Source organism: Amycolatopsis sp. WAC 01376 (genome assembly GCF_003947415.1).
Lineage (GTDB): Bacteria > Actinomycetota > Actinomycetes > Mycobacteriales > Pseudonocardiaceae > Amycolatopsis.
The window spans coordinates 1,391,672-1,409,761 of record NZ_QHKL01000001.1; the positions used below are offsets into that span (position 1 = coordinate 1,391,672).

Below are 18,090 nucleotides of genomic sequence, written 5' to 3' on the forward strand. Positions count from 1 at the left end.
TGGATCATTGCGGTTCGGTTGCTTCGGCACGGATTCCGCAATGACCCGGCCTTCCCCGGCGACCTGCCATGACACGCCGGAAATGGGGAAGCGCCGATGAAGCCGAGCCGGGCACTCACTCGCATACTCGTGGCCTTGTCGGTTGCCATCCTGCTTCTCCCGGGATGGGTTGCCGCTCCGGAAGCGAGCGCGGCGCCCACCCTGCCGTCCGGCTTCGTGTTGCGTGATCAGCCGAGCGGTCAGGCCGCGTTCGACCTGACCGATTTCGCTTATCTGCCGGACGGTTCGGTGCTCAGTATCGGCAAGAGCGGCAAGGTCGCCTGGGTGCCCGTGACCGGTCCGGCACGGACGGTCGCGACCCTTCCCGTCCACGACAACGGGGATCTCGGCCTCGTCGGTCTCGCCGTCGCCCCGGATTTCGCCATCTCGCGCCGGATCTACCTCGCATGGTCGTTCGACACGGGCGGCGGCGCGTTCACCATGCGGGTGGCGCGCTGGACGGTGACCGGAACGGACATCCCCACCGGACTCGCGAACGAACGAGTGCTCGTCGACCTTCCCGGGTTCCACAACGTCCACGGAGTCTCCGGGCTCGTCGCAGCATCGGACGGGACGTTGTGGATCTCCATCGGTGACGCCGCCGACTTCACCAGGATGGATCCGGGCGCGTTGCGCGCACTCGACCTCGATCAGCTGTACGGCAAGATCCTGCACGTCACGCCGGATGGCGTCGGCTTGCCCGGCAACCCTTATTACTCCGCCGCGGCGCCGAATTCGAATCGCTCCAAGGTTTTCTCCAGCGGTTACCGCAGCCCGTTCCGGTTCTCCCTCGACCCGCGGCTCGGCCTGCCGGTCGTGGGCGACGTCGGCTGGAACACCTGGGAAGAGGTCGACGTCGTGCGGCCGGGCGCGAACCACGGTTGGCCTTGTTGGGAAGGGAATTCTCCGACGCCCGGATACGCCGGCCTCGCCGGTTGCGCGGGTGTGGTGAACACGCCGCCGATCACCGCGTACCACCACGGTTCCGGGGTCGACGAAGGGAACAGTGTCACCGCCGGAATCGTCTACAGTGGATCGTCCTATCCGGACGAATACCGCGGCGCCTTCTTCTTCGGCGACTACGTCACGCAGAAGATCTGGACGATGACGTACGACAGCCAGGGCAGGCTCGTCCAGGCACCGCAACGGCCGCCGAAGTTCACCGGCGTCGGCGGCCCGGTCAAGTTCGCGGCCGCGGCCAACGGCGACATCGTGTACGCCGACATCCACACCGGGAACCTGCGGCGGCTCAGCTATCCGGGGACGAACGCGGAACCGGTCGCGGTGGCGGCGTCGAGCACCGAGCCGTCGACGAGGACGGTGACCTTCGACGGCGCCGGGTCCTACGACTTCGACGGCGATCCGCTGACCTACCACTGGGATTTCGGCGACGGTACGAGCCAGACCGGGGTCCGGGTGACCCACGCCTACGGTGCCGGAATGACGAGTGCGAGCGCGCGGCTCACCGTCACCGACCGGCTCGGTGCCTCCGGCGGCACCGATGTGGTCGTGGTTCCGGGAAACCATTCGCCGGATCCGGTGATGACGGATCCCGGCGCGCGGACCTTCGCGGTCGGGGAACCGGTCGTCGTCGGGGTGACGGCGACCGATGCCGAGGACGGCGCGCTGCCGGTCGCCTGGACCACGCTGATCCGGCACTGCCCGGAGGAGGCGACCTGTCACGCGCATCCCGGTTCGCCGGGCGGCGGACCGGATTTCACCGTGCCCTTCACCGATCATCAGGACTCCCGCGTCGAGATCACCGCGACGGTGACCGACAGTGCCGGGGTGGCGGCGAGCAGGACCTACGTCGCCCTGCCGCGTGAGCACCGGCTGACGCTGGCCGGCAGCGTCCCCGCGGCGTTGAGCATCCCGGCCGAGGGCGGGGTGAGCACGGCGATGGTGACCGAGGGTGCGACGTTCGAGGTGGTGGCGGAGGAGGTCGCCGCGGACGGCGTTTCGACGTTCGTGAACTGGTCCGACGGGAGGACGTCGCGCACGGTGACCGTCACCGTCCCGGCGCACGACCTGACCATGACCGCGAACTACCTCACCCCGATCGACAAGCGCTATCAGGCGGAACCCGCGCTGCGGCAACGGCTCGGCGCGCCGGCCGGGCCCGAGATCACCGACGGGACCGTGCGCTACCGGGCGTACGCGGGCGGCAGGCTCTACTGGAGCGCCGAGACCGGCGTGAAGCAGATCGAAGGCGAGATCCTCAAGAAGTACCTCGCGCTCGGCGGGCACCGGAAGTTCGGTCCGCCCGCGACGGACGAGGCCGCCACTCCGGACGGCGTCGGGCGGTACAACCACTTCCCGAACTGGCCGGGCACGGCGCAGTCCTCGATCTACTGGACGCCGTCGACCGGCGCGCATCCGGTGTACGGGCGGATCCGGGTCAAATGGGCGGCACTGGGCTGGGAGAGGGGGCCGCTCGGCTACCCGGCGACGGACGAGCTCCCGACCCCCGACGGCGCCGGCCGGTACAACCACTTCACGAAGGCGGGCTCGGTCTACTGGACGATGGCCACCGACGCGCACGCGATCTACGGGGCGATCCGGCAGCGCTGGGCCGCGCTCGGCTGGGAGCGGTCGTACCTGCGCTACCCGGCGACGGACGAGTTCGGCATCCCCATCGGACGGCAGAACAGCTTCCAAGGCGGCTACGTCACGTGGAACCGGAGCACGGGGCAGGTGATCGACCGAAGGTGGTGATCACAATTCGATAAAGGCACTCGAAAGTGTGAAATGCGCACCTGGGCCCCGTCGATGAGACGTTCGACTGGGGAAGGGGCCCTTGCATGCCTTCGAAATTCCGCGCGCTCTGTCACGCCGTCGTGACGTTGCTGATAGTGACCTTGCTGGTGCCGCTGACGTCGACTTCCGCGTCCGCCGCACCCGTTATGCCGCCCGGCTTCGTCCTGCGTGACCAGCAGAGCGGGCAGGCTCCATACGACCTGACCGACTTCGCCTACCTGCCCGACGGCTCGATGCTGACCACCGGAAAGCAGGGCAACGTCGCCTGGGTGTCCACCACCGGACAGACGCAGAGCATCGCGACCCTGTCCGTTCGCAGCACCGGCGACCTCGGGCTGGTCGGTATCGCGATCGCACCCGACTACGCCACCTCCCGCGCGATCTACACAGCCCGCGCGGTCGACGTCGCCGGCGGCGGGATCGCCCTGCGCGCCTCGCGCTGGACCGTCTCCGGCACCGACCGGCCGACCGGGCTGACCGGCGAAAAGGTGCTCATCGAGGGCGCCGCCAACACCGACATCCACGGCATCACCGGTGTCGTGGCCGCCCCCGACGGCACGGTGTGGGTCTCGACCGGCGACAGCTCCCGCTTCCAGGGCGCGGCCGACCCGTTCGCGCTCAACGTGTACGACCTCGACAAGATCTTCGGCAAGATCTTCCACATCACCGCGGACGGCGCAGGCGTGCCGGACAACCCCTACTACACCGCGGCGAACCCGACCTCGCTGCGCTCCAAGGTGTTCGCGAGCGGTTTCCGCAGCCCGTTCCGGTTCAGCCTCGACGCCAGCACCGGCCTGCCGGTGGTCGGCGACGTCGGCTGGGGCACCTGGGAAGAGATCAACTTCGTCCAGAAGGGCGCGAACCACGGCTGGCCGTGTTTCGAGGGCAACCAGCCCTCCGACGGTTTCTCCGCGATGCCGCAGTGCGCGTCGGCCGTGAACACCCCGCCGATGCTGGCGATCCGCCACGGGCAGGGCGTCGACAACGGCAACAGCATCACCGCCGGAATTGTCTACAATGGAGAGTCGTACCCGGAGGAATACCGCGGCGCGTACTTCTTCGGTGACTACGCCACCCAGAAGCTCTGGACGGCCAAGTACGACACGCAGGGCCGCGTCGTCCGCCCGCAGGAGACGCCGCCGAAGTTCACCGGCATCGGTGGTCCGGTCAAATTCCTCGCCGCGGCCAACGGCGACATCGTGTACGCCGACATCTACACCGGCCTGCTGCGACGGCTCAGCTACACCACCGGGAACAAGGCTCCCGTCGCGGTGGCGACTTCGGAGACGAACCCCGAAACCCGCACGGTCTCCTTCGACGGCAGCGGTTCCTACGACTTCGACGACGACCCGCTGACCTACCAGTGGGACTTCGGTGACGGCACCACCGGCACCGGCGCGAAGGTCAGCCACACCTACGCGGCCGGGACCGAGAAGTTCACCGCGAAACTGACGGTGAAGGACGGCCTGCAGGCCTCCGGGAGCACGGACATCGCCGTGGCGCCCGGAAACCACTCGCCGAAGCTCGTCATGACCGACCCCGGTGACCGCCTGTTCGCGGTCGGCGAGGAGGTCAAGGTCGGCGCGACCATCACCGACACCGAGGACGGCGCCCTCCCGGTCACCTGGACCACGCTGGTCCGGCACTGCCCGGAGAACGCGGTCTGCCACGCGCATCCCGACCGCGGCGGCACCGGCCCCGAGTTCACCATGCCGTTCACCGATCACACGGACTCCAACCTGGAGTTCACCGCGACGGCGACCGACAGCGCCGGCGTCACGGTCTCGAAGACCTACGTCGCGAAGCCGCGCGAGCACCGGCTGACCCTGACCAGCAACATCGCCGCGGCGCTCGGCATCACGCCGGAAGGCGGCGCCACTTCGGCGATGGTGGTCGAAGGCGCGACCGTCGAGATCCAGGCGGCCGAGGTCGCTTCCGACGGTTCGTCGACCTTCACCGGCTGGTCCAACGGGGCCACCGGGCGGCTGACGAACATCACCATGGGCACCGTCGACCAGACGATCACGGCGAACTACATCACGCCGATCGACAAGCGCTACCGCGACGAACCCGCGCTGGCGCAACGACTCGGCGCGCCGACCGCACCCGAAGCCGTCGACGGCACGGTCCGCTTCCGCACCTACGAGCGCGGGCGGCTGTACTGGTCGAAGGAGACGGGCGTCAAGCAGATCGAAGGCGAGATCCTCAAGAAGTACCTCGCCGCCGGTGGGCATGTGAAGTTCGGCCCGCCCGCCACCGACGAACAGGCCACTCCGGACGGTGTCGCCCGGTACAACCACTTCCCGGTCTGGCCCGGCGTTCTGCAGTCGTCGATCTACTACACCGTGAACACCGGAGCCCACCCGATCTACGGCAGGATCCGGCAGAAGTGGGCGTCGCTCGACTGGGAGCGGGGACCGCTGGGTTACCCGAGCACCGACGAGGCGGGCACTCCGGACGGGCTCGGCCGCTACAACCACTTCAGCAAGGCCGGTTCGATCTACTACACCGTCCAGACGGACGCGAGGGCGATCCACGGCCGGATCCGCGTCCGCTGGGCGGCGCTCGGCTGGGAAGCCGGGCCCATGGGATACCCGGCCACGGACGAGGCGGCGACCCCGGACGGCGTCGGCCGGTACACCCACTTCACCAAGGCCGGTTCCATCTACTGGTCGATGGCGACCGACGCGCACGGCGTGTGGGGCGAGATCCGCAAGCGCTGGGCGGCGCTCGGCTGGGAACGTTCTTACCTGCGTTACCCGACCAGCGACGAACTCGTCGTCACCGGCGGAAGGCAGAACAACTTCCAGGGCGGCTACGTGTTCTGGAACGCCTCCAACGGTTCGGTGACCGACCGCCCCTGGTAGGCACTGATCGCGCGTGAAGGCCCCCTTCCCTCGGCTCAGCCGAGGGAAGGGGGCCTTCACGCGCTTGGGGGCCTCAGCGCAGGAGGTCGGCGGGGACGGTGCCCGTCGAGGTGAGCGGCAGGCCGAGCGCGACGCGTTCGGTCAGCCAGGGGCTCGGCCGGTAGCGCTGATCGCCGGTGCTCGCGACGAGTCCGCGCAGGACCCGCAGCAGGAGGTCCGCGCCCGCTTCGTCGCCCCAGGTCAGCGGGCCGCGAGGGTAGCCGAGGCCGAGCCGGACGGCGGTGTCGATGTCCTCCGGTGTGGCGAGCCGCTGTCCGGCGATGAAGCAGGCGGTGTTGACGATCGACGCCAGCAGCCGCTGCGCGATCGGCGCGGGGCCGTCGCGGACCACCGTCACCGGCAGCCCGGTCGCGGCGAGCGCGCCCCAGGCGGTGCGGCCCGCGGCCGGGTCGAGCGCGGGGTGGACCGAAAGCGTCAGGCGTTTCCCGTAGCCGCCGAGCGGGTCGACGCCGACGACCCGTTCCGCCGGGAGGCCAGCGGCCAGTGCGGTGTCCACAGTGGACGAACCGATCGGGCTGACGATCAGGACCGTGTCCGGGTAGGCGGAGTGCACGACCTGGATCCCCGCCGCGGAAAGCAGCGTGCCGAGCCGTTCGTCGTCGACCCACACGGGAGTGGTGGGGGCCTCCGGCGCGGTCGGCTCCGGCTCCACCTGCTGTTGCCCGTCGACGTAGCTGTAGAAGCCCTCGCCGTTCTTGCGTCCGAACAGCCCGGCGGCGACGCGGGGACGCGTCAGCCACGACGGCCGCAGCCGCGGTTCGCCGTGGAAGCCGCTCCAGATGCTTTCGAGCACGGCGTGCGAGACGTCGAGGCCGGTGAGGTCCAGCAGTTCGAACGGGCCGAGTTTCAAGCCGAGCACGTCACGCGCGACGCGGTCCACCTCGGCCGGGGTCGCGATCCCCTCGGCGAGGATTTGCAGTGCCTCGGTGCCCAGCCCGCGTCCGGCGTGGTTGACCAGGAAACCCGGCGCGTCGCGCGCGAGGACGGGTTCGTGTCCCCAGCCGCGGACGAGTTCGGTCACGGCGGGCGGCAGCCACGCGGCCGTCCGCGCGCCGGGCACGACCTCGACCAGCCGCATCAGCGGGACCGGGTTGAAGAAGTGCAGGCCGAGCAAACGGCCCGGATCGGTCAGCGCGGCACCGATCTCGGTGACCGAAAGCGAGCTGGTGTTGGTGGCGAACACGGTGTCCGGGCCGCAGATCCGTTCCAGTTCGGCGAACAGCGCGCGTTTGATCTCGAGGTCCTCGCGGACCGCTTCGATGACGAGGTCGACACCGTCGGCGGGGGCCAGCGGGTCTTCGGCCGCGATCAGCCTGCCTTTCGCGGCCGTGGCGGCTTCTTCGGTGATCTTGCCCTTCGAAGCGAGCTTGCCGAGCATCGCGCCGACGTGATCGATGGCCTCGCCGACGGCGTCGGGCCGGGCGTCGGCGAGCTCGACCTCGAGCCCCGCCGTCACGGCCCGCTGGACGATGCCCCGGCCCATCACCCCGGTTCCGATGACCCGGATCCTGCCGACCTGCTCCGCCCACTTCTCCACCGCGAGCCGCCTTTCCCTCGATGTCGTCCCGTCGTGACGCTAGCCGCCACGCCGGTATCTCGCCCGGAAGGGTGATCCGTGCCCACTCGGCGTAAGGCCACCGACCCGGCGCGGTCCCCTCCGCGAAGACCAAGTGTTTCGCGCCCCACCCCGAAGGGAAAGCTCCCATGGTGACCGTCCCCGCCGCCACAGCCGTCCGGACCACGCCGTTGCTCCTCGTCGCCGTTCTCTTCGGCGCGGTCGCCGCGTTCTTGGCGAGCCAGGCCTTGTGGTCGCTCACCGCGGTGGCCGTCGTGGTCGCCGCCGCCGTCCTCGCGGGCGGGGTGTGGCTGACCGGCCGGAAGAGCGGAAGTTCTCCCGCCGAGAGCTGATTCGGCACAGCTCTAAGATCGCCGTGTGACGGCGAAACGCTTGACGCGCGAAGAAAGCCGCGAGCAGACCAGGCAGCGCCTGCTCGCGGCGGCCGCCGAGCTGTTCTCCGAACGCGGGGTCAACGGCACGTCCGTCGAGCAGATCGCCGAACGGGCCGGATTCACCCGAGGGGCCTTCTACGGCAACTTCGACGGCAAGCACGAGCTGGTCGTCGAACTGCTGCGCCGCCGGACCCAGCGCGAGGCCGAAGAGGTCTCCGCGCTGCGTGAGGGCGTCGGCTCCTTCGCGGAGATGATGGACCGCCTGCGCGCGTGGAACGTCGAACGCGCCGAACACCTCGCCGGCTGGCTCACCCTGCGCACCGAGCTGGCCCTTTACGCGCTGCGGAATCCCGACGCGCGCCCGCTCGTCGGCGAAGGCGAGAAGTCGACAAGGGCACTGCTGGAGACCTCGATCCGGACCGAGCTCGCCGCGCGGGGCGCGGAACCGCCAGCGGACCCGGCCTTCCTCGCGTTGATCCTGCACGCGCTCGAGGACGGTCTCCTGTTGCAGCGTTTCCTCAGCCCGGAGGGGACGGGCGACGAGGACGTGGTGGACGCCGTCCAGCTGCTGATGCGGTCTTGGACCGCGCTCAGCCGGTCATCTTGATCCCGGTGAACTCGGCCATCTGACGGATCCCGTGCGCGAAGAAGGCGTCCGACGGGTCGACGGAGCCGACATACTGGCCGAACAGCTCGAAGTTGATCATCCCGAACAGCTGGGTCCAGGCCATGATCAGCCGGGAGGCTGTCTCGGGCGCCAAGTTGATCTTGAGGATCTCGGTGACGGCGTCGAGCTGGTGCAGTAACTCGACGGGCATCTCGCCGACCTCGGTCTCGACCCGGAGGTTCGCGTCGCGCAGGACCGCGACCAGCGCGAACGCCACCCGGCCCGCGGGTGCGACGGTGTCCTGCGGGGCCTGGTAGCCGGGGATCGGCGAGCCGTAGATCAGCGCGTACTCGTGCGGGTGCGCCTTCGCCCAGGCGCGGACCGCGTGCCAGATCGACTCCCACCGCGCCAGCGAGGACTTCTTGGGGTCGTCTGCCGCCTCCGCGGCTTCGCCGACGGCGTTGTAGGCGTCGACGATCAGTGCGGTCAGCAGCTGTTCCCGGCTGGAGAAGTACCGGTAGAGCGCCGACGAGACCATGCCCAGCTCCCGCGCGACCGCGCGGAGCGAGAGACCGAGCGCGCCGACTTCGGCGAGCTGGCGGCGGGCTTCGTCCTTGATCTCGCGGGTGAGCTCGGCTCGGGCGCGTTCGCGCGCGGTCTGGGTGGCAGCCATGCTCTCACCATAGAGCATCGCACCAAAACAAGAGCACTGCTCTTGACATGACGCACTGCTCTGGTGTTCACTGCTCTTAACAGAGAGCACTGCTCTCGAAAACTTCGAGGAGCCGAGATGACCGCCACTTCCCCCGCCGCCGCCACCCGCTACGTCAAGCCGGCCAAGGCCACCAACGCGTTCAACGAGTTCGTGCTCAAGCTGACGAAACTCGGCGTCTCGGTCATGGGCAGCCGGGTGCTCTCGGTCCGGGGCCGGAAAAGCGGCGAACTGCGCTCGGTCCCGGTCAACCTGCTGAAGCTGGACGGCGAGCGCTACCTGGTCGCGCCGCGCGGTGTCACGCAGTGGGTGCGTAACCTGCGCGTCGCGGGTGAAGGACAGCTCAGCGTCGGGCGCCGGACCGAGACGTTCACCTACACCGAACTCGCCGACGACGAGAAGCCGGCGATCCTGCGCGCGTACCTCAAGCGCTGGAAGTTCGAGGTCGGCGTGTTCTTCGACGGTGTCGACGCGAAGGCCTCCGACGAAGAACTGCTGGCGATCGCGCCCGGCTACCCGATCTTCAAGATCGCCTGAAACCGCGAGTTACGCCTCCAATCACGCGTGCCGTCCCTCTGGACACGCGTGTCGTCTCTCCGATCACGCGAGTTCGCCGTCCAATCACGTGAGTTACGCCCCTAGTCACGCGAGTTACGCCTCTGATCACGCGAGTTCGCCCTCCTGAGGCGGACCTCGCGTGTAGCTGGGCGGATGTCACGTGCGCGGAGACGGATCTCGCGTGTGCGGAAGCGGATCTCGCGTGCTGGGCTGGATACGTCGGCCGTGTCGTCCGGCTGGACACGCGTGTCGTCTCTCTGATCACGCGTGTCGGCGGCCGGTGGAAGTCCGAAAGCGAAAAGGCGCGGCTAATCCTCGGTAGGTGCCCGACGCGGGCGGCGGGCGGTGGCCGCCACCAGCACCACCCCGACCAGGAACGCGACGAGCCCGATCAGGAACCACAGTTTCTGCCCGGTCATGAAGCTGCCGGTCAGCACGCCCGCGCCCTGGAGCACCCAGACGCCGCCCACCAGCAGGAAGACCAGTCCGATCGTGAGCGTCACCCAGCGTTTCATCCACGGCTCCCCGCCTCGACGTGCCCTGCGGTGATTCTGGCACCGGGAGCCCCGTCCGGCGAACCGATCATCGTCTGCCGACGAGGCCGTTCCGGAACGCGTAGACGACGGCGTGCACCCGGTCGCGCAACCCCAGTTTGGCGAGGATGCGGGAAACGTGGGTCTTCACCGTCTCTTCGCCCACGTGCAGATGCGCGGCGATTTCCGCGTTGCTGGAGGCGTCGGCGACGAGCATGAGGACTTCGCGTTCGCGTGAGGTGAGCCGTTCCAGTTCCGCCGGTTGGGCGGCCGCGGGTTCGATGCTGGTGGCGAAGGTCGACACGAGCCGCCGGGTCACCGTCGGGTCGATCAGCGCGTCTCCGCGTGCGGCGACGCGCATGGCCGAGACGAGTTCCTCGGGCGCGAGGCTTTTCAACAGGAACCCGCTCGCGCCGGCCCGCAGTGCGCGATACACGTACTCGTCGGAGTCGTAGGTCGTCAGCACGAGGACGCGGGTGTCGTTACCGGGCGCGGACATGATCGCCTCGGTCGCGGCCAGACCGTCCAATTTGGGCATTCGGACGTCGAGCACGGCGACGTCCGGGCGCAGTGCGGCCGCCTGCGCGACGGCTTCGCGTCCGTCCGCGGCCTCGCCGACGCATTCGAAGTCCGCCTGGGTGTCCAGCACCGCGCGCATCCCGGACCGGAACATCGCGTGGTCGTCCGCCAGCAGAACCCGGATCACTGTGCCTCCAAAGGAAAACCGACTCGAATCCGCCAGTGCCGCCCGTCGTCGAGCGGTCCGCATTCCGCCTGGCCGCCGAACAGCGCGACCCGTTGCCGGATTCCGGCGAGGCCGCGTTTCGTCGACTCGGCCGGCGTGTTCGGGCGGCCCATCTCGTTCGTGATCGTGAGGACGACCTCCGTCTGCCGGTAGGCGAGGTCGATCTCGACGATCCCGCCGCGACCGTGCCGGAGCGCGTTCGTCAGCGCCTCCTGCGCGATGCGGTACAACGCGACGTCCACCGAGCCCGGGAGTTCCCGCGACCCGCCGTGGGTGGTCAGCCGCGCGGGCAGCCCGGCGGTGCGGAGGTTGTCGAGCAGTTCGTCGAGGTTGTCCAACCCCGGCTGCCGCTGTGCGTCGGCGTTCTCCTTGCCGTGCAAGAGATCCAGCAGACGCCGCAGGTCGGCCATCGCGGCCCGGCTCGACGATTCGACGGCCGAGAGCGAACGCCGCACGGCGGGTTCTCCTTCTGGCAGCCCGAGCCGCGCGGCGCCGGCGTGCACACCGATCGCGCTGACGTGGTGGGAGATCACGTCGTGCAGGTCGCGGGCGATCGTCGTGCGTTCTTCGGCGACGGCCCGGCCGACGGCCTCCGCTTCGTGCTGCTGCCGTTGTTCCTCCGCGCGCTGGAGATCGGCGATGTACGCGCGCCGCGCGGTCGTGTAGCGGCCGACCATCCACGGCAGCAGCCCGCTCACGCCGACGTCGATGACCAGCACCCGCCAGTCCCGATCGCCCCGGTCGACCGGGATGAGGTTGCAGGCGACGAGACCGGCGAGCATCGCGGCGAGTGCGGCCAGCGCGGGTTTGGTCGCGAGCCAGGCGCCCGCGCGGTAGCCCGCGATCAGCACGCCCGCGTTCGTGGCCTGCAGGTAGTGGTCGTACGGGTACAGCATCAGCGGCGCGGCGACGAGCAGGACGGCGTGCGCGCCGGAAACCCAGCCGGAGTACCGCGAAGGCCCGGCGAGCGCGGCGTTGGCGAGGATTCCGCCCACCAGCGGCACCCACACCTGCCAGCCGAGCGAGAGCGGCGGTCCGCCGATGAGATACAGCCCGGCGTCGGCGACCAGACAGACGGCCGCGACCGCGTACGCCTGTCTCGCCAGCGAACCACTGATGTCCCGCACGCGCCCAACTCTGCCCTATTTCGCTGGACAGGGGTTCCTAAGATCGAAAGCCATGGGGACCACGAAGACGCCCGTGCTCTGGACGACCGGGGCGCCGGCAGCCGGGAAATCCACCACCGCCTGGGGTTTGTACACGCGCATCGTGGAAGCGGGCGGCAACGTCGCGTACGTCGACATCGACCAGTTCGGGCTGATCGGCCCGCCTCCGGGCGGTGGCGAAGCCGCACATGCGATCAAGGCGGCCAATCTGCTGCGGGTGCTGGAGATCCTGCGCTCCCGGGGTGCCAGGCAGCTCGTCGTGTCCGGGATCGTGGACCCCGAAAACGGTGTCGAGCCGCATTTCGAGGGCGGCGGCTTCGACCTCACCCTCATTCGGCTGACGTGTGATCGCGACGAACTCCGGAGCCGGTTCCTCGGCCGTGGTTCACCCGCCGCCGCGCTGCCCGACCTTTACGCGGTGGCGGACGCCTACGACCGCACCGGTTTCGGCGAGGCGATGGACACGACCGGGCAGCGGCACGAGGAGACCGTGGAGGCGCTGTTCCCGCGATGCGTCGTGGGCGACGGACCGGTCCGGGCGCCGGATGTCGTGGAGCCACTGCCCGGTCCGGTGACCGTGGTGACCGGCCCGACGGCGGTCGGCAAATCGACGGCCGCCTTCTGCGCGCTTCGGGACCTCTGGGCGCGCGAAATTCCTGTCGCCTACGTCGATCTAGCGCAACTCGGGTTCGCGAACCCCGGGCCGGATCCGGCACTGGAGGCGGCGAATCTCGCGGCCGTCTGGCGCGGCTACCGCGAAGCCGGAGCGAAGCGGCTGATCGTCGTCGCCAGGGAATTCCTTCCGGAGCACCGGCGGGTCTTCGAGGAAGTCGCCGTCGTCCACCTCGACGCGGACGCCCCGACGCTCACCGAACGCGTCGGGCGCCGCGCCGAGGGCGAAAGCGCACTACTGGCGGGTGACGAACTACGCGGCGTGCCGCCAGTTGTACGGGACCGGGTGGCCGCCCGCGCGATCACCGAGGCGGCCCGGATGCGGCAGGCCCGCACCGACCGCGTCGTCCTGGACACCACCGGGCAGGAGCCCGCCGAGACGGCCGCCGCGCTGCTCGCCGTCGTGGCTCAGTAGCGACCCTGTTGGCCCGGACCCTGTTGACCCTGACCGGGCGGCCCGCCGCGCTGGTTCTGCCCCGGTTTGCCGATGGTCGTCGCCGTCGCGGTGTCGCCGGTGACCCTGGCGTTCACCATCACCGTCTCGCCGGTCTTGGGATCGCCCGTCTTCCGCGTCGACGCGTCGATCGTGTAGACCTGCTTGTAGCCGTCCTTGCTGGTCAGGCTGATGGACGTCGCGCTGATCTCGGTGATCTCGCCGGTCTGCGTTCGTTCGGTGCGGTAGCCGCCCTTGCCGTCGGAGACGACGAAGTCGCCGTGCAGCGTGTCGCGCGGCATACCCCCGCCAGGGCCGACGAGCACCCGGCCGCCGCCGGGGCCGCCCATCATCCCGCTCTGTTCGGCGCCGTTCGCGGCGGTTCCGGCCCAGATCGCGGCCCCGCCGCCGGCGGCGATCACCACCGCGACCCCGGCCGCGATCGCGGTCTTGCGGCCCGACCAGGTCTTCTTCGGTTCACCCGCCGGGGCAGGCGCACCCCAGGTGGCGGTCTCGTCCGCCGGGGGTTCGGCGGGTTTGGTCGGTTCGGTCATCTGGTCGCCTCCGTGTGGTCGGTTGCGGCCATGGTCGGCGCCGTCGCTGTGCGGAAGCTGTGCCGTCGGTGGGCACGCGCTGTGTTTCGCTCCCCGGCAGGGTGATCGTTCACAGGAAACGCACAGGCGGGACACAGAGAAGCCTCATCGGGGCCGCCCAGGATGGCAGCATGACCAGTGTGAACGTCCCTTCGCCCGGTTCCGGCAAGGCGGGCCTGCGCCGTGCCGACGGCAGCCCCGTGCGGGTGCTGGTCGTCGACGACGAGGCGACCCTGTCCGAGCTCGTGTCGATGGCGCTGCGCATGGAGGGCTGGGACATCCGCACCGCCGCCGACGGTATCGAGGCGGTCCGCGTCGCCAGGGAATTCCGGCCGGACGCGGTGGTGCTGGACGTCATGCTGCCGGATATGAGCGGCCTGGACGTGTTGCGGCGCCTGCGTTCCGAGGTGCCGAACCTGCCGGTGCTGTTCCTGACCGCGAAGGACGCGGTGGAGGACCGGATCGCCGGGCTCACCGCGGGCGGCGACGACTACGTCACCAAACCGTTCAGCCTGGAGGAGGTCGCGTTGCGGCTGCGCGCGCTGTTGCGGCGTGCGGGCGGGGTGGCCGGGCCGAGCGGTTCGACGCTGGTCGTCGGAGACCTGACGCTGGACGAGGACAGCCGCGAAGTGCACCGCGGCGGTGACTTGGTGCCGCTGACCGCGACCGAGTTCGAGCTGCTGCGTTACCTCATGCGGAATCCGAAGCGGGTGCTGTCGAAGGCGCAGATCCTCGACCGGGTGTGGAGCTACGACTTCGGCGGCCAGGCCAACATCGTCGAGCTGTACATTTCCTACCTCCGCAAGAAGATCGACGCCGACAGGGAACCGATGATCCACACGATGCGCGGCGCCGGGTATGTCCTCAAACCCGCGGGGTAGGCGGCCGTGGTCGCTGCGACGGCGGTTGATCGCGCAGGTCGCGGGGCTGCTCGCGCTCGTCTGCCTGGTGGTCGGCGTGGTGACCGAACTGGCGTTGCGCGACTTCCTGTTCGACCAGCTCGACGCCCGGCTCGCCGAGACGAGTGAACGCGCGAGCCGTCCGCCGCCACCGGGCCGTCCCGGCGGGGAAAGGGTTCCCGAGGGCCTGCGCGCGTACGGGCAGAGCACCGGTTCGTTGTTCGTGACCATCCTCCCGGACGGGCGCGTGATCGCGGCGGTGCTGCGGTCCAGCTACGACGCGAAGATCGCCGATCCGTTCCCCCACGACCCGATCGGCCAGGTCCAGCTGTCCGCCCTGCTGCGGTCGACGCCGACCGACAAGCCCACCGACGTGGACCTCGGGGCACTCGGGGAATACCGCGTGGTGGCCAAACCGGCGGCCAACGGCAGCGTCGCGATCACCGGACTGCCCACAAAGGACGTCACGGATACGTTGTGGAACCTCGGTTTCATCTTCGGCGGCGTGGCCATCGGCGGCATCCTCCTCGCGGGCGCGCTCGGTGCGGTGACCGTGCGGCGCACCATGAAACCCCTCGACCGGCTGGCCGCCACCGCGACCAGGGTCGCCGAACTCCCGTTGGACCGCGGCGAGGTCGCGCTGTTCGAGCGAGTGTCCGAAGTGGACACGGATCCGCGCACCGAGGTCGGCAAGGTCGGCTTCGCGCTCAACCGCATGCTCGGCCACATCGCGAGCGCCTTGTCCGCCCGTCAGGCCAGTGAGAGCCGGGTGCGCCGGTTCGTCGCGGACGCCAGCCACGAACTGCGGACCCCGCTCGCGGCCATCCGCGGCTACGCGGAACTCACCCGGCGGTCCGGCTCCGAGGTGCCGCCGGACATCGCGTTCGCGATGGGCAGGGTCGAGTCGGAATCGACACGGATGACCGGCCTTGTCGAGGATCTGCTGCTGCTCGCGCGGCTCGACTCCGGCCGTCCGGTGGTGCACCAGCCGGTCGATCTGTCCCGGCTGGTCGCGGACGCCGTCGCCGACGCGCACGTCGCCGGGCCGGAGCACAAGTGGCTGCTGGAGGTGCCGCCGGAGCCGATCACCGTCCTCGGCGACGCGGATCAGCTGCACCAGGTGGTGATCAACCTGCTGGGCAACGCGCGCACGCACACCCCGGCGGGCACCGAGGTCACCACTTCGCTGTCCATAATGGACTCGACGGTGACACTGTCCATTGTCGACAGTGGTCCGGGTATCCCGCCGGCGATCCTCCCGGACGTCTTCGAACGCTTCGCCCGCGGCGACGATTCGAGGTCACGGGCGGCGGGCAGCACCGGACTCGGGCTGGCCATCGTCGCGGCCGTCGTCGCCGCGCACGGCGGGCAGGTCGGGGTCGCCAGTCATCCGGGGCGGACGGAGTTCCGGGTCAGGCTCCGGGCGTCCAGTCACTGTTAGCGCCGCACAGGATGACGCAGGGCAGCTCGCCCTCGGTCCGTCCGGCCAGCCACCCGGCGAACGGGACGGCCGCGGCCGGTTCGACGGCGAGGCGGAACTCCTCCCAGAGCCGGTCCCGCGCGGCGAGCAGTTCCGCGTCGCTGACCAGTGCGGAGGTCACCCGCTCGCGGAGCACGGCGAACGGGACGCTGCCGATCCTGGTCGCGCCCAGCGCCGACGCCGCCACCGAGTCGATCTCCACGTCCACCGGCTCGCCCGCCGCCAGCGCGGCGTCGAGCGCACGGCACCGCTCCGGCTCGACGGCGTACGTCGGCAACCCGGCCAGCGACGTCCCCGCGACCAGCCCGCCACCGCCGACCGCGACCAAGAACGCGTCGACGTCCGGCGCGTCCTGGACCACTTCGGCCGCCACAGTGCCCTGACCAGCGACGACGGTGGGATCGTCGTACGCGTGCAGATACCGCGTACCCGGCTCAGAGGCGGCTTCGAGCGCCTTCGCGGCGGCCTCGGCGTACGTCGCTCCGTGACGGATGAGCTTCGCGCCCGCGGCCTCGATCCTGGCCGTCTTCGCCTGCGGAGCCGACTCCGGCACGTACACCGTCGCGGGCACATTCAGCAGCGAAGCCGCCGTCGCCACGCCCAGCCCGTGGTTGCCGCCGGACGCCGTCAGCACCCGCTCCGGCAACGGCCCGCTCAGCAGCGCGTTCACCGCGCCCCGCAGTTTGAACGACCCGCTCCGCTGCAGATGCTCCAGCTTGAGCACCAGCGGCCGCCCGTCGACCTCGGCGCGCAGCAGCGGCGTGTGTCGCACGAACGGGTGGACGGCTTCGGCGGCCTCGAGGACATCTACCCAGGTCGGAGTACTCATACCCCCCACTGTCCTCCATGCCTGGACGGGAGTGACTACACTGGTCCTCGGATCCCGCGCGGCGTCCATCTTGTGAACCTCCCCAGGGCCGGAAGGCAGCAAGGATAAGCAAGCTCTGACGGGTGCGCGGGATCCCCTTTCATTTCCGGGGTCCAGTCCCCGCCCCGAGGGTCAGGGCCTCGGCAAAGTCGCCTAACCGCTGTTCGGTTCTCGGTGGGGGTCGTGAGTGGTAATGAGCGTTAGAACGCTCATTACCACTCACGACCTGACCTCAGGGGCAGGGAAGGAGTCCTTCACGGACCTGCGATCCCGACCCAAGACACCCGTGGCTCTGACCCGAATCACTCACGAGCCCTAGAAGATCCCGAAGACGTCCTTCGGCGGTACAGGCGACGGCAGGGCTTCCGCGTCGGTGACGGGTTTCGCTTTGCCTTGCAGGTCGCGGAGGTCTTCGCCCGCGACGCAGCGAGCCGGATAGGCGGACGACGCGGCCCGCCGGGTCATCTCGGTCACCGGCAGTTCGACGCGGGAAGCGGCGACGACGATGTTCCCGAACCGGCGGCCCCGCAGGACACCCGGCTCCGCGAGCAGCGCGAGGTGCGGGAACGACGTCGCCAGTGTCGCCAGGAACCGGCGAAGGAACGGCAGGTTCGGACCGTCGGAGATGTTGGCCAGGTAGGTCCCGGCCGGCCGGAGGACGCGCGCGACCTCGTTCGTGAACTCGACGGTCGCGAGCCCGCCGGCCAGGATTCCGCGTTCGAAAGCGTCCACGATGACCAGGTCGGCCGAAGCGTCGTACCTGCCGGAGACGCCTTCGCGGCCGTCGCCGACACGGACCTTCAGCCCCTTCAGGCCCAGTTGCTCGCGGATGAGCGCGACGAGCTCGCCGTCGGCGTCGAAGACCAGCTGCCGCGAGCGCGGCCGCGCGGCGGTGATGTAGCGGGGGAGCGTGCAGGCCGCCCCGCCGACATGCAGCACGTCGAGCGGTCCTTCGCCGAGGCAGTCGACGACGTCGGCGATCCGGCGGATGTAGTCGAACTCGAGATCCGTGGGGTCGTCGAGGTTGACGTGCGACTGGGCGACCCCGTCGACCGTGATCATCCAGGCGTTGGCGCGGTCGGCGTCTTGGAGCAGCTCGGCCGTGCCGAAGCGGACCGGATACTTGCCGGGGGTCGGTGCCGGTCCCACCT

The 18,090-nt window shown here is 69.9% G+C and carries 16 protein-coding genes and 1 other RNA gene; 9 read left to right on the forward strand and 8 right to left on the reverse strand.

The genetic code is table 11. The features are described from left to right. The first annotated feature begins 96 nt into the window (after nucleotides 1-96). Together DMH03_RS06680 and DMH03_RS06685 are read left to right on the forward strand one after the other, a co-directional pair. Complete coding sequence (locus tag DMH03_RS06680; RefSeq protein WP_125791054.1) at nucleotides 97-2,754, forward strand: PQQ-dependent sugar dehydrogenase; 2,658 nt, start codon at nucleotides 97-99, stop codon at nucleotides 2,752-2,754. Nucleotides 2,755-2,840: 86 nt separating this feature from the next. Next, nucleotides 2,841-5,663, forward strand: a complete 2,823-nt coding sequence (locus DMH03_RS06685) for a PQQ-dependent sugar dehydrogenase (RefSeq protein ID WP_125791055.1) — start codon at nucleotides 2,841-2,843, stop codon at nucleotides 5,661-5,663. Nucleotides 5,664-5,736: 73 nt separating this feature from the next. Here DMH03_RS06685 and DMH03_RS06690 read toward each other — a convergent pair whose 3' ends face one another. Next, the gene (locus tag DMH03_RS06690; RefSeq protein ID WP_125791056.1) at nucleotides 5,737-7,260 is read right to left on the reverse strand and encodes a 3-hydroxyacyl-CoA dehydrogenase; all 1,524 of its coding nucleotides are present in this window, start codon (nucleotides 7,258-7,260) and stop codon (nucleotides 5,737-5,739) included. A gap of 167 nt (nucleotides 7,261-7,427) precedes the next feature. Between DMH03_RS06690 and DMH03_RS06695 the strand changes: the two genes are divergently transcribed. Together DMH03_RS06695 and DMH03_RS06700 are read left to right on the forward strand one after the other, a co-directional pair. Beyond that, nucleotides 7,428-7,631, forward strand: coding sequence for a hypothetical protein (locus DMH03_RS06695; protein ID WP_125791057.1), 204 nt, complete (start codon nucleotides 7,428-7,430; stop codon nucleotides 7,629-7,631). 25 nt (nucleotides 7,632-7,656) lie between these two features. Next, nucleotides 7,657-8,280, forward strand: a complete 624-nt coding sequence (locus tag DMH03_RS06700; RefSeq protein WP_125784941.1) for a TetR/AcrR family transcriptional regulator — start codon at nucleotides 7,657-7,659, stop codon at nucleotides 8,278-8,280. On the opposite strand, the gene DMH03_RS06705 is transcribed toward DMH03_RS06700, so the two are convergent. Continuing rightward, nucleotides 8,264-8,953, reverse strand: coding sequence for a TetR/AcrR family transcriptional regulator (locus DMH03_RS06705; RefSeq protein ID WP_199748693.1), 690 nt, complete (start codon nucleotides 8,951-8,953; stop codon nucleotides 8,264-8,266). The genes DMH03_RS06700 and DMH03_RS06705 overlap by 17 nt on opposite strands. A 117-nt stretch (nucleotides 8,954-9,070) precedes the next feature. Here DMH03_RS06705 and DMH03_RS06710 point away from each other — a divergent pair, with 117 nt between their 5' ends. Beyond that, nucleotides 9,071-9,529 carry a nitroreductase/quinone reductase family protein gene (locus DMH03_RS06710; protein WP_125791059.1) on the forward strand — a complete coding sequence of 153 codons (459 nt, stop codon included), beginning with the start codon at nucleotides 9,071-9,073 and terminating at the stop codon, nucleotides 9,527-9,529. Nucleotides 9,530-9,858: 329 nt separating this feature from the next. On the opposite strand, the gene DMH03_RS06715 is transcribed toward DMH03_RS06710, so the two are convergent. From DMH03_RS06715 to DMH03_RS06725, 3 genes are all read right to left on the reverse strand, one after another. Continuing rightward, nucleotides 9,859-10,065, reverse strand: a complete 207-nt coding sequence (locus tag DMH03_RS06715) for a hypothetical protein (protein WP_125791060.1) — start codon at nucleotides 10,063-10,065, stop codon at nucleotides 9,859-9,861. 67 nt (nucleotides 10,066-10,132) lie between these two features. Continuing rightward, on the reverse strand, nucleotides 10,133-10,789 hold the full coding sequence (locus DMH03_RS06720) for a response regulator transcription factor (protein WP_125791061.1): 657 nt from the start codon (nucleotides 10,787-10,789) through the stop codon (nucleotides 10,133-10,135). Then, nucleotides 10,786-11,955, reverse strand: coding sequence for a sensor histidine kinase (locus DMH03_RS06725; RefSeq protein WP_125791062.1), 1,170 nt, complete (start codon nucleotides 11,953-11,955; stop codon nucleotides 10,786-10,788). Before DMH03_RS06725 ends, DMH03_RS06720 begins: the two co-directional genes overlap by 4 nt. A gap of 52 nt (nucleotides 11,956-12,007) precedes the next feature. Here DMH03_RS06725 and DMH03_RS06730 point away from each other — a divergent pair, with 52 nt between their 5' ends. Next, the gene (locus DMH03_RS06730) at nucleotides 12,008-13,081 is read left to right on the forward strand and encodes a hypothetical protein (RefSeq protein WP_125791063.1); all 1,074 of its coding nucleotides are present in this window, start codon (nucleotides 12,008-12,010) and stop codon (nucleotides 13,079-13,081) included. On the opposite strand, the gene DMH03_RS06735 is transcribed toward DMH03_RS06730, so the two are convergent. Next, nucleotides 13,075-13,653: a hypothetical protein gene (locus tag DMH03_RS06735; protein ID WP_125791064.1), complete on the reverse strand. Its 579-nt coding sequence runs from the start codon at nucleotides 13,651-13,653 to the stop codon at nucleotides 13,075-13,077. The two genes, DMH03_RS06730 and DMH03_RS06735, sit on opposite strands and share 7 nt — an antisense overlap. A gap of 170 nt (nucleotides 13,654-13,823) precedes the next feature. Between DMH03_RS06735 and DMH03_RS06740 the strand changes: the two genes are divergently transcribed. Both DMH03_RS06740 and DMH03_RS06745 read left to right on the forward strand, forming a co-directional pair. Continuing rightward, complete coding sequence (locus tag DMH03_RS06740) at nucleotides 13,824-14,573, forward strand: response regulator transcription factor (RefSeq protein WP_125791065.1); 750 nt, start codon at nucleotides 13,824-13,826, stop codon at nucleotides 14,571-14,573. Continuing rightward, the gene (locus DMH03_RS06745; RefSeq protein WP_125791066.1) at nucleotides 14,551-16,032 is read left to right on the forward strand and encodes an ATP-binding protein; all 1,482 of its coding nucleotides are present in this window, start codon (nucleotides 14,551-14,553) and stop codon (nucleotides 16,030-16,032) included. Before DMH03_RS06740 ends, DMH03_RS06745 begins: the two co-directional genes overlap by 23 nt. Here the strand turns inward: DMH03_RS06745 and DMH03_RS06750 are convergent. Further along, the gene (locus tag DMH03_RS06750; protein ID WP_125791067.1) at nucleotides 16,004-16,900 is read right to left on the reverse strand and encodes a serine/threonine dehydratase; all 897 of its coding nucleotides are present in this window, start codon (nucleotides 16,898-16,900) and stop codon (nucleotides 16,004-16,006) included. The genes DMH03_RS06745 and DMH03_RS06750 overlap by 29 nt on opposite strands. Nucleotides 16,901-16,946: 46 nt before the next feature. Between DMH03_RS06750 and ffs the strand changes: the two genes are divergently transcribed. Next, nucleotides 16,947-17,041: signal recognition particle sRNA small type (ffs, locus tag DMH03_RS06755), an RNA gene on the forward strand. 213 nt (nucleotides 17,042-17,254) lie between these two features. Here ffs and DMH03_RS06760 read toward each other — a convergent pair. Then, on the reverse strand, nucleotides 17,255-18,088 hold the full coding sequence (locus DMH03_RS06760; RefSeq protein ID WP_125791068.1) for a spermidine synthase: 834 nt from the start codon (nucleotides 18,086-18,088) through the stop codon (nucleotides 17,255-17,257). Between the last annotated feature and the right edge of the window lie 2 nt (nucleotides 18,089-18,090).

Excerpts from the sequence above, each read along its gene's own strand:
- DMH03_RS06740 (WP_125791065.1), top strand. The coding sequence starts at position 13,824 with ATGACCAGTGTGAACGTCCCTTCGCCCGGTTCCGGCAAGGCGGGCCTG.
- DMH03_RS06745 (WP_125791066.1), top strand. The coding sequence starts at position 14,551 with ATGTCCTCAAACCCGCGGGGTAGGCGGCCGTGGTCGCTGCGACGGCGG.
- DMH03_RS06705 (WP_199748693.1), bottom strand. The coding sequence starts at position 8,953 with ATGGCTGCCACCCAGACCGCGCGCGAACGCGCCCGAGCCGAGCTCACC.
- DMH03_RS06715 (WP_125791060.1), bottom strand. The coding sequence starts at position 10,065 with ATGAAACGCTGGGTGACGCTCACGATCGGACTGGTCTTCCTGCTGGTG.
- DMH03_RS06710 (WP_125791059.1), top strand. The coding sequence starts at position 9,071 with ATGACCGCCACTTCCCCCGCCGCCGCCACCCGCTACGTCAAGCCGGCC.
- DMH03_RS06695 (WP_125791057.1), top strand. The coding sequence starts at position 7,428 with ATGGTGACCGTCCCCGCCGCCACAGCCGTCCGGACCACGCCGTTGCTC.
- DMH03_RS06730 (WP_125791063.1), top strand. The coding sequence starts at position 12,008 with ATGGGGACCACGAAGACGCCCGTGCTCTGGACGACCGGGGCGCCGGCA.
- DMH03_RS06735 (WP_125791064.1), bottom strand. The coding sequence starts at position 13,653 with ATGACCGAACCGACCAAACCCGCCGAACCCCCGGCGGACGAGACCGCC.
- DMH03_RS06750 (WP_125791067.1), bottom strand. The coding sequence starts at position 16,900 with ATGAGTACTCCGACCTGGGTAGATGTCCTCGAGGCCGCCGAAGCCGTC.
- DMH03_RS06685 (WP_125791055.1), top strand. The coding sequence starts at position 2,841 with ATGCCTTCGAAATTCCGCGCGCTCTGTCACGCCGTCGTGACGTTGCTG.
- DMH03_RS06680 (WP_125791054.1), top strand. The coding sequence starts at position 97 with ATGAAGCCGAGCCGGGCACTCACTCGCATACTCGTGGCCTTGTCGGTT.